Below are 14,559 nucleotides of genomic sequence, written 5' to 3'. Positions count from 1 at the left end.
AGGCCGGTACGCTTCCCGCAAATTTTATTTTTATTATCCTAGTGCTGTAGGATTTCGTCCTTGTGGCATTAAGTCCCTAACGAAAGGTTAACAAATCACGTTGCACGAAATTGAGACCTCACTTCTTGCGAATCTGGCGGATTTCCGCTTGATAGGAGAGGATATTTTACTGGCGCGAGAAACCTCATGACAACTTGGATCACTATTTGCGACACTTGCAAACGCGATGACTGGGAGGCGCGTGCCCCGGGCGTTGCCGACGGAGAGGTTTTGGCCGATTTGATTGAGGCCGCCGCCGAAACGGCAGAAGGCGTGCGCACCAGACGCCACTCCTGCCTGATGGGCTGCGCGCGCGGGTGCAACGTGGCCATCCAAGGCAAAGATAAACTGAACTACACCGTTGGCGAATTTGAACCCACCCAAGAGGCCGCCGAAGCCGTCGTGGGCTACGCCACCCTGCACGCCCAAAGCGAAACCGGCCAAGTGCCCTACAAGCAATGGCCGCAAGCCATCAAAGGCCACTTCGTCACCCGTCACCCCCCTATGCCCGACGATGAGTAGCACCCCGCGCGATCACGGCGGGGGCTTGGACGCAGCAATCGCGAAATATGGCGGGCAACGTGCGGACTGGCTGGATCTATCCACTGGGATTAACCCCGTCCCCTACCCCATCGGCGAAATCGACGCGGAAGCGTGGACGGCCCTGCCAGACAGCGGCGCGTTTGAGCGCCTTGCAAACGCGGCACGCAAACATTGGGGCGTTCCTGAAGGCGCGGAGATTGTACCCGCGCAAGGTGCCTCCGCGCTGATTGCAGCGATGCCTCATGTTTTCAATGGCCGCTCCGTTGTGATCCCGACACCCACCTACAATGAGCACGCCGCCGCCTTTCGCGCGCAAGGTTATGACATAGCCGGTGCAGGCGCTGGTCTGCGTGTCGTGATTCACCCCAACAATCCAGATGGGCGGCTTTGGAGCACATCAGAAGTCTCAGGCCCAATCGTGATCGACGAAAGCTTCTGCGATATCGCCCCTGCGGACAGCCACATCCAATTGGCAGAACGGCCCGACACCGTCGTTCTAAAAAGCTTCGGCAAGTTCTGGGGGCTGGCAGGCATGCGGCTGGGCTTCGCGATCACAACCCCGAAGATCGCCCAGAAGCTTCGCAATGAAATCGGACCTTGGGCCGTATCCGGCCCCGCGTTGCAGATCGGCGCAAGGGCGCTGGAAGATCACGCATGGGCCGACACCACGCGCGATCGTTTGGCACAGGACGCGGAGCGGTTGGATGCGGTCATGCTTAAGGCTGGTGCGAAAATTGTCGGGGGCACCACGTTGTTCCGCCTCTATGATGTGAATGATGCCGCCCATTGGCAGGACAAATTGGCGAAGGGTCATGTCTGGTCGCGCATCTTCCCATACTCGGATCGCTGGCTGCGCCTAGGCTTGCCCGCACCCGACCGCTGGGACCAATTGGAAGCCGCGCTATGACCGTTGTTTTCGCGATGATCCTAGACGCGGTGATAGGCGAGCCTAAGTGGCTATGGGACCGCCTGCCCCACCCCGCCGTCTTGATGGGCAAAACCATCGCGTGGGCCGAGGCCCGCATGAACCACGGCAACGACCGCCGCGCCAAGGGAGTGGCGCTGGTCATATTTTTGGTGGTCTGCGCCCTTGGGCTGGGAACGCTCCTGTCGGCCTTCGGGTCCGTTGTTGAGATCATTCTCGGGGCCATATTATTGGCGCAACGCTCGCTGGTCGATCACGTCGCGGATGTCGCCCGCGCCTTGCGCCTTAGCTTAGAGGATGGCCGCGAGGCGGTGGCCCGCATAGTGGGGCGCGATGTGAAAGCGCTGGACCGCTCCGGCGTGGCGCGCGGCGCCATTGAAAGTGCGGCCGAGAACCTAAGTGACGGGGTTATCGCACCCGTATTTTGGTTCATGCTGCTCGGGTTGCCCGGATTGCTGGCCTATAAGATCATCAACACAGCGGACAGCATGATCGGCTACCGCAACGCGCGGTATGAAGAATTCGGTTGGGCCGCCGCACGTCTGGATGATCTGGTGAATTGGCCTGCTGCTCGCCTGACGGCCGCGCTCATGTCACTGGCTCATTGGCACCGCGATGCGTGGCGGCTCGCCAAACGCGACGCCAAATTGCACCGGTCCCCGAATGCGGGTTGGCCGGAAGCGGCGATGGCCAGTGTCCTTGGTGTCGCCCTATCGGGGCCTCGCAGCTATGACGGTACCTTGCGCGACGAGCCATTCGTGAACCCCGAGGGCCGCCGTGACCTTGACGCAGACGACATAGATACCGCGGTGCGGGCCCTTTGGAAGGCTTGGGCCATCACCTTCTCGTTTGTTCTGTTCATCGCGTCGGCTCCTGTATTGGCCTACATTGCCCTTGCTTTGGTGATTGCATAGATTGCCCCGAAATTGTCTTCGGAGCCTCCAATGCGTCACTTGTTACTTGCCTTGTCTTTGTCCCTCGTCGCACCCGCAGCGCATGCGGCTTGTGGCGGAGGGTGGAATTCCTTCATCGGCGAATTGAAGTCAGAGGCCGTCGCAAAAGGGCATTCAAAATCGAGCACTGACCGCTTCTTCGCCTCTGCACGCCAAGATCCGAAAGTTCTGAAAGCCGACAGATCGCAGGGGGTTTTCAAACGCGACTTCATCGACTTCTCACGCCGCGTCATCTCCAAGTCCCGCATCGATAAAGGCCGCGCCAACGCACAAAAGTATGCATCTGTCTTTAGACGCGCCGAGCAAGAATACGGCGTCCCCGCAGGGGTTTTGTTGGCCTTCTGGGCGCTAGAGACCGATTACGGCGCAGTGCAGGGAAATTTCAACACGCTCAACGCATTGATAACCCTGAGCCACGATTGCCGCCGCCCCGAACTTTTCCGCCCACAAGTGTTCGCGGCACTAGAATTATTTGAGCGTGGCGAATTCGATCCAAAATCAACCAAGGGCGCATGGGCAGGCGAAATCGGCATGGTGCAGATGCTACCCGAGGACATTATCGCCAATGGTGTCGACGCGGATGGGGATGGGAAGGTTAGCCTGAAGACCTCCGCCCCGGATGCGCTATTGTCAGGCGCGAAAATGCTACGGTCCCTTGGTTGGCAACCCGGACAAGCGTGGTTGCAAGAGGTTCAGGTTCACAAGCAGATGGACTGGTCCAAAACGGGACTGGGCACCACATTGAGCGTAAATGATTGGGCCCAAATGGGCGTCAAACCTAAGTCCAAAAAATTTAATGGGTCCGCTGGCTCGATCCTTTTGCCAATGGGAAAAAATGGTCCGGCATTTATCGCCTACCCAAACTTTCGCGTTTACTTTGAATGGAACCAAAGCTTCGTCTACGTGACGACCGCCGCCTATTTTGCAACGCGTTTGTCGGGTGCGCCCGTCTATGATGCTGGCAATCCAAGTCCCAACCTTTCGGACGCTAACATGAAGAAACTACAGAAAAAATTGTCAAATCGCGGCCACAATGTCGGAAAAATAGACGGCATTCTTGGCTCAGGAACTCGTGCGGCGGTACAAGCAGAACAAAAACGCCTTGGGCTGGCGGCTGATGCATGGCCGTCATTGGAGTTGCTAAATCGACTGTAGAAAAAACCAGCCTTGGATTTATTCAGTTTTTGCTTTATCAGAGCCTCATTCATAAAGCTGGGGAGCTTAACAAATGGCTAAAATCGATCTGAGACCATTGTCTCTGACAGAACTAAAATCGCTAAAGGCCCGTGTCGAAAAGGCTATAGAGCGTCACGACAAAAAACAGAAAAGTAAAGCACTCGCCGTAGTGAAAGCGAAAGCAAAAGAGCTTGGCTTCTCGTTGGGCGAACTGACCGGAGAGGTTACAAAAGCCCCAAAGGCAGCCGCTAAGAAACCAAGCAAAGCGGCCTACCGTCACCCTGACGACAGCAGCAAAACTTGGGCAGGACGAGGTGCACGACCTCTGTGGCTCAAAGACGCTTTGAAAGCTGGAAAATCATTGGACGACTTTAAAGTTTAGTTGCCCAATTAGAATTTTAGAAAGGGATGTGTGTGTCGACGCACGTCCCTTTTTCTTTGCCGTTAAGCCACCAGTTGTTCCGCTTTTTTCAGGTCAACTGACACCAATTGCGACACGCCCAATTCCGCCATTGTCACCCCGAACAAACGATCCATCCGCGCCATTGTCACCGCGTGGTGGGTGATGATCAAAAAGCGTGTATCGGTGCGGCGAGCCATCTCATCCAACAAGTCACAAAAGCGCGTCACATTGGCGTCGTCCAGCGGCGCGTCGACCTCGTCGAGCACACAGATCGGCGCAGGGTTCGCAAGGAACACCGCGAAGATCAGCGCCAATGCGGTCAGCGTCTGCTCGCCACCCGACAGCAGCGACAGCGTCGACAGCTTCTTGCCCGGCGGCATGCACATGATCTCCAGACCAGCTTCCAGCGGATCGTCGCTTTCGACCATGACCAGCTTGGCCTCCCCGCCGCCAAACAGGTGCTTGAACAAGGTGGCGAAGCTGCTGTTCACTTCTTCAAAGGCTGTCAAAAGACGCTCGCGGCCTTCTTTATTGAGCGACGCAATCCCTGTACGCAGCGCAGAAATGGCGCTTTCCAGATCGGTCTTCTCACCCAGTAAATTGTCGTGTTCTTCGGACACCTCTTTGGCGTCTTCTTCGGCCCGCAGGTTCACCGCACCAAGCGCATCACGCTGGCGTTTCAAGCGGTTCACATCCGTCTCGATGCGCTCGGACGGTGGCATGTCGTCTGGGGCCGTATCAAGGGTTTCCAACAGGTCCTGCGGGGTGGTTTCCATCTCTTCTTGGATACGCTCCACAGCGTAGGTCACGGTCTCTTTGGCGGCCTCGGCGCGGGCCTCGGATCTCGCGCGGGCCTCGCGAGCCTCGGAGGCTTCGCGCTCTGCCTCGCGCTCCGTTTGGATGCCTTCACGCAGGGCAGTCTCGGATTCCGCCAGATTGTCAGCCGCCACTTTGCGGCGCCCTTCGGCCTCCTCAATCGCGGTGCTTAACTCGTCGCGCTTCGCCGCCAATTCGGCAGGAGCGGCGGAGGCTTCTTTTAGCTCTTCCTCAGAGGTGGTTTTGCGTTCTTCCAGCTCGCCAATACGCTTTCCAGCAGTTTCCAAACGGTGCTTCCAGCCGCTAATTTCGGTGGTGATTTCTTGACTGCGTTTGGTGCGTGCCTCGCCCTCGCGGCGCAATTCATCATGCGAGGACCGCTTGGCCAACATCGTCATCCGCGACGCCTCGACGGTCATTTTGACGTCTTCCACCTCGGCGCGGGCGGCGTCCAAATCGCCCAAATCAGCCACGCCTTTGTCCGCCTCGCGCAGACGATCCCGTGCGGCCATCGCCTCTTCCTCGTAACGGGTCACAGCCAGCTCTAAGCTTTCGACGCGGCCACCAGCGATGGATTTTTCGCCCTCGGCGCGAGACACGGCACGCGACGCATCGGCCATCGCACGGTCCGCGTTCTTGCGGGCTTCACGCGCATCGCGGTCAGCTTGGGCCGCTTGCGCCAGCTCTTTGGTCAACATCTCATGCGCCATTCGCGCGCCATCAGCGCGGGCTGTCGCACCTTCCAATGCTTGCTTCAATTCTTCCAAACGATTGAGCTGCTGCAAACGCATCGCGGCCGCAGACGGTGCGTCATCCGCCCCTGTTCTGAAACCATCCCAACGCCAAACATCACCTTCTACAGACACCAAACGTTGCCCCGGCAACAAGGAAGCTTGCTGGCGGTTGCCGTCATTGGCGGGCACCAATCCGACTTGCGACATGCGGCGAGCCAACACGTCAGGAATCGTCACATAGCTGGTCAGCGGGTTCACCCCTTCGGGCAAACGTTGCGGCTGCGCATAGGCATCCAGACGCGCCCAACCGGTAACTTCATCGTCGTCGATTTGCGGCGCACGCAGATCATCGGCCAAGGCCGCACCAAGCGCCTTCTCGTAGCCGGATTTCACCTGCACCACGTCCAAAAGCTGGCCTTGCTCGGACGTATCACGGTCCACCAAACGCGACAGGGCGGTGGCCTCGGCCCGCAAGGCATTGGCCTCACCTTCCGCCTCGGAGCGTTGTGAGCGGGCGTCGCCTTCCTTGTTCTGCGCCTCGGTACGGGCGGTCTCCGCGGCGGTCAAATCACCGTCAGATTTTTCGGCTTGCAACGTGGCTTGCGACAGCGATGTTTGCGCGGCAATCAATGCCGTATCCGCGTTCATTGCCGCAGCCGAGGCGTGATCAACCGAGGCCCGCGCTTTGGTCGCTTCGTCCTCGTAGCGCTGCAACGTCTTGGCGGCATCTTCGCGCAAACGGTGCGCGGATTGGTGACGCGCGGCCAAGCGGGCGACATCCTCTGTGTGCTCCGCCAATTGCGTCTCGCGGTCTTGCAAAACGGTCGCGGCTTCGCGGGCCTGCGTGGCGGCGGCGTCCAACTTATCGACATGCCCTTCGGAGGCTTTGCCTAGCTCGCGTGCTTCCCATTCCAGCCGCTCAATCGTCTCACCCGCGTCGCGATTCAGGGCGGTTTCACGCTCAATATCGCGGCCCAACTGGTCGATGCGGCCCGTCAGCGTTTCAATCGTTTGCTGGGCCTGACGTTCTTGGTCGGTCAGCGTGTCGCGTTGCACTTGCAGGCGCTGCAAAATGGCGGCGGCGATCGCCTCTTCCTCGCGCAGTGGCGGCAGCGCGTCTTCCATACCTTGGCGCAGCTTGGCCACTTCGCGCACCTGTGCCTCAGCGGAGGCCGCCAGTTTGGTGCGCTCGGTCAGGGTTTGGCTGGCAGCTAGATTGGCCTCCTCGGCCTCTTTCCAGCGGCGATACAGCAACATGCCCTCGGACTTGCGCAGCTCTTCACCGATCTCGCGGTAGCGCGCAGCCTGACGCGCTTGGCGGGCCAGTTGCGCCAATTGAGCCGCAAGCTGCTCAATCACATCATCAACGCGAGACAGGTTGGTTTCCGCCCCGTTCAGCTTCAGCTCCGCCTCATGGCGGCGTTGGTACAGACCCGAAATGCCCGCCGCCTCTTCCAAAATGCGGCGACGCGCCTTGGGGCGCGCGTTGATCAGCTCGGAGATTTGCCCCTGACGCACAAGTGCTGGCGAATGCGCACCCGTGGAGGCATCCGCGAACAGCATCTGCACATCACGCGCGCGCACGTCCTTGCCGTTGGTCTTATAGGCAGAGCCCGCGTCGCGGGTGATCCGGCGAATGATCTCTAGGGTATCAAGGTCGTTGAACCCCGCAGGCGCCAAGCGTTCCGAATTGTCGATATGCAGGGAGACTTCCGCGAAGTTACGCGCAGGGCGCGACGAGGCCCCTGCGAAGATCACGTCCTCCATGCCGGAGCCGCGCATAGACTTGGCGCGGTTCTCGCCCATCACCCAACGCAGCGCTTCCAGCAGGTTGGACTTGCCGCAGCCGTTTGGTCCCACAACGCCCGTCAGCCCGTCAGCAATCACCAACTCCGTGGGGTCCACGAAGCTTTTGAAGCCGTTCAATCTGAGTTTAGAAAAGCGCAATGCGTGCCTCGCAAAGGAATCGGGGTCTGATGGACTATTGTTTGAACCCAGCCCGTCCAAGTCAACGTAAAACCACTGCATATCGCCAGTTCGGCAAGGTTATCCCCAAGATGTTGCGGATTGTGGCTTATATCGCCGTGCCGCGAAATGCGTTCCCCGTGTCGGAATCGGTCTTGACCCAAGCTCGTGCATTAACGCATTGTCGTGCGGCATGGTTCCCCGCGACGTGCAAAGCACATGTGGGGAAAAATGGGAATTCGGTAAGCCTGACCCAACTAGGGATGCAATTCCGAAGCCGCCCCCGCGACTGTATGCGGAGAGCACCCTGCCAAGCGCCACTGGAGCAATCTGGGAAGGCGGCAGGATGCATCGACCCGCGAGCCAGGAGACCAGCCGTGCGTTGTGTAACCCCTCCCGTCGGGTGTGACGGGGCAAGGAGATATAGAAAATGAAAAACGAAGCTAAAGTCGCCACGTTGAACGCAAATGAAGCCCAGGCCGCTGACATGAGCCTTGTCAGCATTCTTGGTGCAGCCGCTCTGGCATTGGCCCTGCTGTTCGCAGCCGGTTTTGCCCAAGCCTCCGTGATGCATGACACCGCGCATGACCAACGGCATGCCATGGCTTTCCCCTGCCACTAAGCATCACTTAAAATCATGTTTAAAAATTTGGTAACCAGCGCTGTGTTCGCTGGCGTAGCCGTCGGTGTAATCGCCGCCGCGTTGCAATTCTGGATGGTGACGCCCCTTTTGCTAGAGGGCGAGCTGTATGAAACTGGCGCACGGGTGCATTTCGCAACCGATGGCTCCACCCAAAGCGACGCGGGCCACCCCGCGCTGTTTACAGAACCCGCGCGTGACTTGATGACCGTTGGGTTCAACATGATCACCTTCACTGCCTTCGCCCTGCTTCTTGCAGTTGGCTTCGCGCTGGTGGAGCGAGGCGGCCATGAGATCACCGCAAAAGGCGGGCTGATCTGGGGGTTGGCGGGCTTCATCGCCATGCAGCTTGCCCCCGCCGTTGGGCTGCCACCTGAACTGCCCGGAACCATTGCCGCCGATGTAGAGCTGCGCCAAGTTTGGTGGATCTGCACCGTGTTGGCGACCGCCCTCGGGTTGGGCCTCATTGCCTATGGCCCGATGGCCGCAGGCTTGGTCGGCGCAGCTCTGATAGCGGCCCCTCATGTTATCGGCGCACCGCATCTCGATACCTATTTCGGCGTGGCCGCCCCAGAGCTTTCGGCGCATTTCGTGGCGGCCTCTTTGGGCACCTCTGCAATCGCTTGGGCGCTTTTGGGCCTGTTCACCGCGGCCCTTTGGGTCAAATTCAAGGACGCATAACATGCAAGCCAAAATCCCTGCTACCGTCGTCACCGGCTTCCTTGGCGCGGGCAAAACCACCCTCATCCGCCACATGCTGGAAAACGCGAATGGCAAACGCATCGCCCTGATCATCAACGAGTTTGGTGACCTTGGCGTCGACGGCGACATCCTCAAAGGCTGCGGCGATGAGACCTGCACCGAAGATGACATCATGGAGCTGTCCAACGGCTGCATTTGCTGCACCGTGGCCGACGACTTTGTGCCGACCATGGAGGCCCTGCTGGCCCGCGAAAACAAGCCCGACCACATCGTCATCGAGACCTCGGGGCTGGCCCTGCCGCAACCCCTGCTCCGCGCCTTCAACTGGCCGGAAATCTCGACCAAGGTGACCGTGGACGGCGTAATCACTGTGGTCGACGGCAAGGCGGTATCCGAAGGCGTCTTCGCCCATAACGTCGCCGCCGTGGACGCGCAGCGCAAGCTGGACGAAAACCTAGACCACGAGACACCATTGTCCGAATTGTTCGAAGACCAAGTGGCCTGCGCCGACATGATCGTCGTCAACAAGTCCGACCTTTTGGGCGAGGCCGAAGCCGACACGCTGGTCGGCAAATTAAAGGCCGACAGCCGCAAGGGCGTGCAAGTAGTGCGCACCTCCATGGGCAAGCTGCCGGTCGATGTATTGCTGGGCCAAGGCATCGGCGCGGAGGACGACCTAAGCGCGCGCCACGAGGTGCATCATCACCACCATGACCATGACGACGACCACGATCACCACCACGAACATGACCACAGCCACGACGAGTTCCAATCCTTCGTGGTCACCCGTGGCGAAATCACCGACCCCAAGGCCTTTGCCGAACAGGTGGCGGACGTCATCCGCACCCACGACATCCTGCGCCTCAAAGGCTTCGCAGCCGTAGACAGCAAGCCCATGCGCCTGACCTTGCAAGCGGTTGGCCCGCGCGTGGACACCTACTTTGACCGCCCCTTCGGCAGCGACCCACGCGAAACGCGCCTAGTGGTTATCGGCCAATCCGGCTTGGACCAAGCGGCGATTGAAACCGCGTTGCAAGCATGATCGTAGAGCGCGCAGACCCCCGCGACCCACAGGTGGCGGCACTCCTTCAGGCGAGCCATGCCTTGATGGAGTCGTTGTTCCCGTCGGAGAGCAACCACTACCTGTCTATCGACGCGCTTTGCGTGCCGGAGGTGCATTTCTTCGCCGCCCGCGATGGGGACACTGCTCTGGGATGCGGCGCGTTCAAAACTATGGGCGACTACGGCGAAGTGAAATCTATATTCACCGCCGAGGCAGGTCGCGGGCGCGGTGTGGCCTCGGCCATTCTCACGCAGATTGATGCGCAAGCCCGCGAACTTGGCCTCGCGTCGCTCAAGCTCGAGACCGGCGATTTGCTGCATGCCGCGCACAAGCTTTACGCCAAACACGGGTTCACCCCTTGCGGGCCTTTTGGTGACTATGAGGCCAATAAATCCAGCATCTATATGGAGAAGTCGTTAGCGGCTTCGACCTAATCCGAATACCGCGCCGGAGGCGACCCCAATGCACCTACTCGCTGCCACACCAGGAAGCATAGATGACGGCCAAGAGCCCGTTGACCTGAACCAGACCCCCGCCGATCTGGTGTTCATCTCCGCCGCCGACACCGAGCTGGCCGCCCTATCTGCCGCACGTGGGGAGTTGGCAACGCCGCCCACCCTGCGCCTCGCGTCGATGATGCATTTGATGCACCCGATGTCGGTCGATCTGCACATCGAGGCCTGTGCCGCCAAATCCAAACTCGTTATCGCCCGCGTCCTTGGTGGCGTGGGCTACTGGAAATACGGCGCGGAGCAATACGCAGCCCACATGCATGACGCAGGCGTCCCGCTGGTCCTTTTGCCGGGTGACGACAAACCGGACGCGGAACTGCGCGGGCTGTCTACCGTGTCGGACGAAGACTACGACGCGCTTTGGGCATATCTGGTTGAGGGCGGCCCAGCCAACTGCGAAAATTTCCTGACCTACGCGCAGGCGATGATCAACGGCACCGAGCGCCGCTCCTCCGCAACCCCCTTGTTGCGCGCGGGCGTTTACTGGCCCGGGTCGGGCATCTCCGACCTCGCAGCGGCCCAAGAGGCTTGGACCAAAGACGCGCCAATCGTGCCGCTGATCTTCTACCGCGCGCTGGTGCAAGGCGCGGGGCTGAACCCCGTCAACCGCTTGGTCAAATCGCTCCTTCGCGCGGGCTTGAACCCGCTGCCAATTTTCGTGGCCTCCCTCAAAGATCCCGTCAGCTTGGCCACATTGCAAGGCCTGTTCGAGCAAGCCCCGCCAGACGTGATCTTGAACGCGACCTCCTTCGCAACAGGCTCCCCACACCAAGGCGATGCAGAGACGTTCAACCCGCTCGCAGCCCCTTTTGCCAACCAAGCGCCTATCTTTCAGGTGATTTTCTCCGGCTCCTCCGAAGAGGCATGGGAAGAAGGCCTAACCGGCCTGTCAGGCCGCGATATCGCGATGAATGTGGCCCTGCCAGAGGTCGACGGGCGCATCTTGTCGCGCGCGGTCAGCTTCAAGGGCGAGGCCTATTTTGACGAAGCCACCGAATGCCCAATCGCCGCCTACCGCGCGCGCGGGGACCGCATCCAATTCGTGGCCGACCTCGCCGCCAACTGGGCCAAGCTGCGCCGCGCCAAAACCGAAGACCGCAAGGTGGCGCTTATCCTTGCCAACTACCCAAACAAGGACGGGCGCTTGGCCAATGGCGTGGGCCTAGACACCCCCGCCGCGACCGCTCATGTGCTGGGGTTGCTCAAAGGCGAAGGCTACAAGGTTGAAGGCGCGCCGGATGACAGCAAGGCCCTGATGGAGCGCATCATGGCAGGCCCCACAAACTGGTTAACCGACCGTGCCGACCGCGACGGTGGTGAGGCCCTGTCGATGGAGGCCTACACGGCCCAATACTCCAAACTGCCCTACGCCTTGCGCCAACAGATGGAGGGCCGCTGGGGCGCGCCCGAAACCGATCCCTTCTTTGACGGCACCAGCTTCAAGCTGTCGATCCACCGCTTCGGCAACGCCGTCGTGGGCCTGCAACCTGCGCGCGGCTATAACATCGACCCGACAGACACTTACCACTCGCCGGACCTTGTGCCGCCGCACAACTACCTCGCGTTTTACTTTTGGTTGCGCCATGAGTTTGGCAGCCATGCGATCGTCCACATGGGCAAGCACGGCAACCTCGAATGGCTGCCCGGCAAGGCGCTGGCTTTGTCGGAAGAATGCTGGCCCGAGGCCGTGTTTGGCCCCACCCCACATGTCTACCCGTTTATCGTTAACGACCCCGGCGAAGGCACCCAAGCCAAACGCCGCGCGCAAGGCGTAATCATCGACCACCTGACCCCGCCGATGACACGGGCGGAGACCTATGGGCCCCTGAAAGACCTAGAGGCATTGGTCGACGAATACTACGAGGCCGCAGGCGTGGACCCACGCCGGATCGAACATCTGCGCCGTGAAATCTTGTCGATGACCTCCGCCACGGGACTATCAGAAGACGTCGGGTTTTCAGGGGACGAGGACGGCGATTTGGCCAAGCTCGACGCCTACCTTTGCGAGTTGAAGGAGGCCCAAATTCGCGACGGGTTGCATGTGTTCGGCGTGTCTCCAACGGGCGAGCAGGCGCGTGATTTGACCATCGCATTGACCCGCGTGGCACGTGGTGATGGCAAGGGGGCGGACGCCTCAATCATCCGTGCTTTGGCCGACGATTTGGCGCTAGACTTCGACCCGCTCTCCGCGGATTTGGCAGAGCCTTGGACCGGCCCGCGCCCTGCACTTCTGATGGGCGACACATGGCGCAACACCGGCGACACAGTGGAGCGGCTGGAGGATTTGGCGATCCGTTTGATGGAAGGGGAAACGCCCCCCGGCCCTGCAAGTGCTGCCGTGATGGACCATATCCGCGACCACGTATCGCCCACCGTCAACGCCTGCGGACTTATGGAAGGGGCGGGCCTTCTCAGCGCCCTCAAGGGACACTTCGTCGCCCCGGCGCCCTCCGGCGCCCCGACACGCGGACGGATGGATGTGCTGCCAACCGGGCGGAACTTTTTCTCCGTCGACAGCCGCGCGGTTCCAACGCCGACCGCATGGGCCTTGGGGTGGAAATCCGCGAACCTATTGATTGAGAAACACCTACAAACCCACGGCGACTGGCCCCGTGCCTTGCTCTTGAACGCATGGGGCACGGCCAATATGCGCACCGGTGGCGACGACATCGCACAAGCCTTGGCGCTGATGGGGTGCAAGCCGAAATGGGACGCGGCCAACCGCCGTGTCACCGGCTTCGAGGTTCTGCCACTGGGCGTGCTTGGCCGCCCTCGGGTCGATGTCACCTTGCGTGTGTCCGGCTTCTTTCGCGACGCCTTCCCGCAGCTCATCGCGTTGGTCGATAGCGCCGCACGCGCGGTCATGGAAATGGACGAACCAGAGGCCGACAACCCCGCCGCCGCCCGTTTCAAACGCGAAGGGCAAAGCCACCGCGTGTTTGGCTCCAAGCCCGGTGCATATGGGGCGGGCCTGCAGGCTATGATCGATGAACGCCTATGGTCCGATAAATCAGATCTCGCAGAGGCCTACCTTGAATGGGGCAGCTACGCCTACGGCAAGGACGCCGAAGGCACCCGTGATCGCGCGGGCTTTGAGGCGCGATTGGGCCAAGCAGAAGCCGTGGTTCAAAACCAAGACAACCGCGAACATGACATCCTCGACAGCGACGACTACTACCAGTTTGAAGGCGGTGCGGCGGCGGCAATCGAGACGTTACAAGGCCACGCCCGTCCGATCTATCACAACGACCATTCACGCCCTGAGCGTCCTGTCATTCGCACCTTGGACGAGGAAATCGGCCGCGTTGTGCGGTCTCGCGTGGTGAACCCCAAGTGGATCGAAGGTGTGAAGCGACACGGCTATAAAGGGGCGTTCGAGATGGCCGCCTCGCTGGACTATCTCTTCGCCTTCGCCGCGACGACAGGGGCCGCCAAGTCGCATCACTTCGACCTCGTGCATCAGGCCTATATTGAGGACGACGACACACGCGACTTCATTGAGGAACACAACCCAACCGCCCTGCGCGAGATGGCTGAGCGCCTCAAAGAGGCCATTGAACGCGGGCTTTGGACACCAAGGTCCAACTCCGCCCGGGCGTTGATCGACAGCTTGCTATGAATGCAACGTTCAAAGCTCCCGAAGATTATGATGCGGCCGTATTGCTTGACCTGATCCGCGAGGCGTTTGTCGAGCAAAATGGCCGTATCGATCCGCCATCTTCCATGAACACCCTTCGTATCAGCGACATTGAAACGCATCTGGCGAACGAAATGATATTCGTTATTGAGGAAGGGGGCACACCTGCCGCCTGCTTGTTTGGCACCCGCAAACAAGGCGCGCTCTATGTTGGGAAATTGTCAGTGCGTCTTGCCGCACGCGGGTCGGGCCACGCCAAGCGGCTCATTGCTGCCGCCGAAATCGAAGCCTTTGCAATGGGGCTAAGGTACCTAACCTTAATAGTGCGGCGTGAACTCACCGAAAATCACGCGTTCTTCCAACACCTTGGGTTCGAGAAGTTCGCTGAAGCTAGGCATGACGGGTACGACACCGTGACAGAATTCCATTTCCGCAAGGTATTGCTATGACC

Annotated in this window: 12 protein-coding genes and 1 riboswitch; of the genes, 11 read left to right on the top strand and 1 reads right to left on the bottom strand. The window is 60.1% G+C overall.

Annotated elements, in window-relative coordinates:
• The first annotated feature begins 186 nt into the window (after window positions 1–186).
• From ABJN86_RS09060 to ABJN86_RS09040, 5 genes are all read left to right on the top strand, one after another.
• Window positions 187–561 (top strand): DUF1636 domain-containing protein, encoded by a 375-nt coding sequence (locus tag ABJN86_RS09060; protein WP_348366477.1) that lies wholly within the window; start codon window positions 187–189, stop codon window positions 559–561.
• Complete coding sequence (locus ABJN86_RS09055) at window positions 554–1,489, top strand: threonine-phosphate decarboxylase (RefSeq protein WP_348366475.1); 936 nt, start codon at window positions 554–556, stop codon at window positions 1,487–1,489. The genes ABJN86_RS09060 and ABJN86_RS09055 overlap by 8 nt, the downstream gene beginning before the upstream one ends.
• Entirely contained in the window at window positions 1,486–2,421 is a 936-nt protein-coding gene (gene cbiB / locus ABJN86_RS09050; protein WP_348366474.1) for an adenosylcobinamide-phosphate synthase CbiB, read from the top strand. Before ABJN86_RS09055 ends, cbiB begins: the two co-directional genes overlap by 4 nt.
• A 30-nt stretch (window positions 2,422–2,451) precedes the next feature.
• Window positions 2,452–3,615: a lytic murein transglycosylase gene (locus ABJN86_RS09045; RefSeq protein ID WP_348366472.1), complete on the top strand. Its 1,164-nt coding sequence runs from the start codon at window positions 2,452–2,454 to the stop codon at window positions 3,613–3,615.
• Between the two features lie 73 nt (window positions 3,616–3,688).
• Window positions 3,689–4,018 (top strand): H-NS histone family protein, encoded by a 330-nt coding sequence (locus tag ABJN86_RS09040; RefSeq protein ID WP_348366470.1) that lies wholly within the window; start codon window positions 3,689–3,691, stop codon window positions 4,016–4,018.
• A 62-nt stretch (window positions 4,019–4,080) separates the two neighbouring features.
• Here the strand turns inward: ABJN86_RS09040 and smc are convergent, their stop codons facing one another.
• Window positions 4,081–7,536: a chromosome segregation protein SMC gene (gene smc, locus ABJN86_RS09035; RefSeq protein ID WP_348366468.1), complete on the bottom strand. Its 3,456-nt coding sequence runs from the start codon at window positions 7,534–7,536 to the stop codon at window positions 4,081–4,083.
• Between the two features lie 195 nt (window positions 7,537–7,731).
• A riboswitch (cobalamin riboswitch) is annotated at window positions 7,732–7,949 on the top strand.
• Window positions 7,950–8,041: 92 nt separating this feature from the next.
• On the opposite strand from smc, the gene ABJN86_RS09030 reads away from it, so the two are divergent.
• Genes ABJN86_RS09030 through ABJN86_RS09005 form a run of 6 tightly spaced genes read left to right on the top strand, consistent with a single transcriptional unit; the run spans window position 8,042 to window position 14,557 of the window.
• Complete coding sequence (locus tag ABJN86_RS09030; protein ID WP_348366926.1) at window positions 8,042–8,176, top strand: CbtB-domain containing protein; 135 nt, start codon at window positions 8,042–8,044, stop codon at window positions 8,174–8,176.
• Window positions 8,177–8,191: 15 nt separating this feature from the next.
• Window positions 8,192–8,875 (top strand): CbtA family protein, encoded by a 684-nt coding sequence (locus ABJN86_RS09025; protein ID WP_348366467.1) that lies wholly within the window; start codon window positions 8,192–8,194, stop codon window positions 8,873–8,875.
• 1 nt (window position 8,876) lies between these two features.
• Window positions 8,877–9,938: a cobalamin biosynthesis protein CobW gene (gene cobW / locus ABJN86_RS09020; protein ID WP_348366465.1), complete on the top strand. Its 1,062-nt coding sequence runs from the start codon at window positions 8,877–8,879 to the stop codon at window positions 9,936–9,938.
• Window positions 9,935–10,393 (top strand): GNAT family N-acetyltransferase, encoded by a 459-nt coding sequence (locus ABJN86_RS09015; protein WP_348366463.1) that lies wholly within the window; start codon window positions 9,935–9,937, stop codon window positions 10,391–10,393. Before cobW ends, ABJN86_RS09015 begins: the two co-directional genes overlap by 4 nt.
• 28 nt (window positions 10,394–10,421) lie before the next feature.
• Window positions 10,422–14,090, top strand: coding sequence for a cobaltochelatase subunit CobN (cobN, locus tag ABJN86_RS09010; protein WP_348366461.1), 3,669 nt, complete (start codon window positions 10,422–10,424; stop codon window positions 14,088–14,090).
• A complete protein-coding gene (locus ABJN86_RS09005) occupies window positions 14,087–14,557 on the top strand; it encodes a GNAT family N-acetyltransferase (protein WP_348366460.1) in 471 nt (156 codons plus the stop codon). Before cobN ends, ABJN86_RS09005 begins: the two co-directional genes overlap by 4 nt.
• Window positions 14,558–14,559: the final 2 nt, after the last annotated feature.

It is taken from the genome of Litoreibacter sp., assembly GCF_039974535.1.
Taxonomy (GTDB): Bacteria; Pseudomonadota; Alphaproteobacteria; order Rhodobacterales; family Rhodobacteraceae; genus Litoreibacter.
Note: the sequence above shows the minus strand (reverse complement) of the source record. Positions and strands in the feature narration are given on the sequence as shown.

Excerpts from the sequence above, each read along its gene's own strand:
- ABJN86_RS09060 (WP_348366477.1), top strand. The coding sequence starts at position 187 with ATGACAACTTGGATCACTATTTGCGACACTTGCAAACGCGATGACTGG.
- ABJN86_RS09055 (WP_348366475.1), top strand. The coding sequence starts at position 554 with ATGAGTAGCACCCCGCGCGATCACGGCGGGGGCTTGGACGCAGCAATC.
- cbiB (WP_348366474.1), top strand. The coding sequence starts at position 1,486 with ATGACCGTTGTTTTCGCGATGATCCTAGACGCGGTGATAGGCGAGCCT.
- ABJN86_RS09045 (WP_348366472.1), top strand. The coding sequence starts at position 2,452 with ATGCGTCACTTGTTACTTGCCTTGTCTTTGTCCCTCGTCGCACCCGCA.
- ABJN86_RS09040 (WP_348366470.1), top strand. The coding sequence starts at position 3,689 with ATGGCTAAAATCGATCTGAGACCATTGTCTCTGACAGAACTAAAATCG.
- ABJN86_RS09030 (WP_348366926.1), top strand. The coding sequence starts at position 8,042 with ATGAGCCTTGTCAGCATTCTTGGTGCAGCCGCTCTGGCATTGGCCCTG.
- ABJN86_RS09025 (WP_348366467.1), top strand. The coding sequence starts at position 8,192 with ATGTTTAAAAATTTGGTAACCAGCGCTGTGTTCGCTGGCGTAGCCGTC.
- cobW (WP_348366465.1), top strand. The coding sequence starts at position 8,877 with ATGCAAGCCAAAATCCCTGCTACCGTCGTCACCGGCTTCCTTGGCGCG.
- ABJN86_RS09015 (WP_348366463.1), top strand. The coding sequence starts at position 9,935 with ATGATCGTAGAGCGCGCAGACCCCCGCGACCCACAGGTGGCGGCACTC.
- cobN (WP_348366461.1), top strand. The coding sequence starts at position 10,422 with ATGCACCTACTCGCTGCCACACCAGGAAGCATAGATGACGGCCAAGAG.
- ABJN86_RS09005 (WP_348366460.1), top strand. The coding sequence starts at position 14,087 with ATGAATGCAACGTTCAAAGCTCCCGAAGATTATGATGCGGCCGTATTG.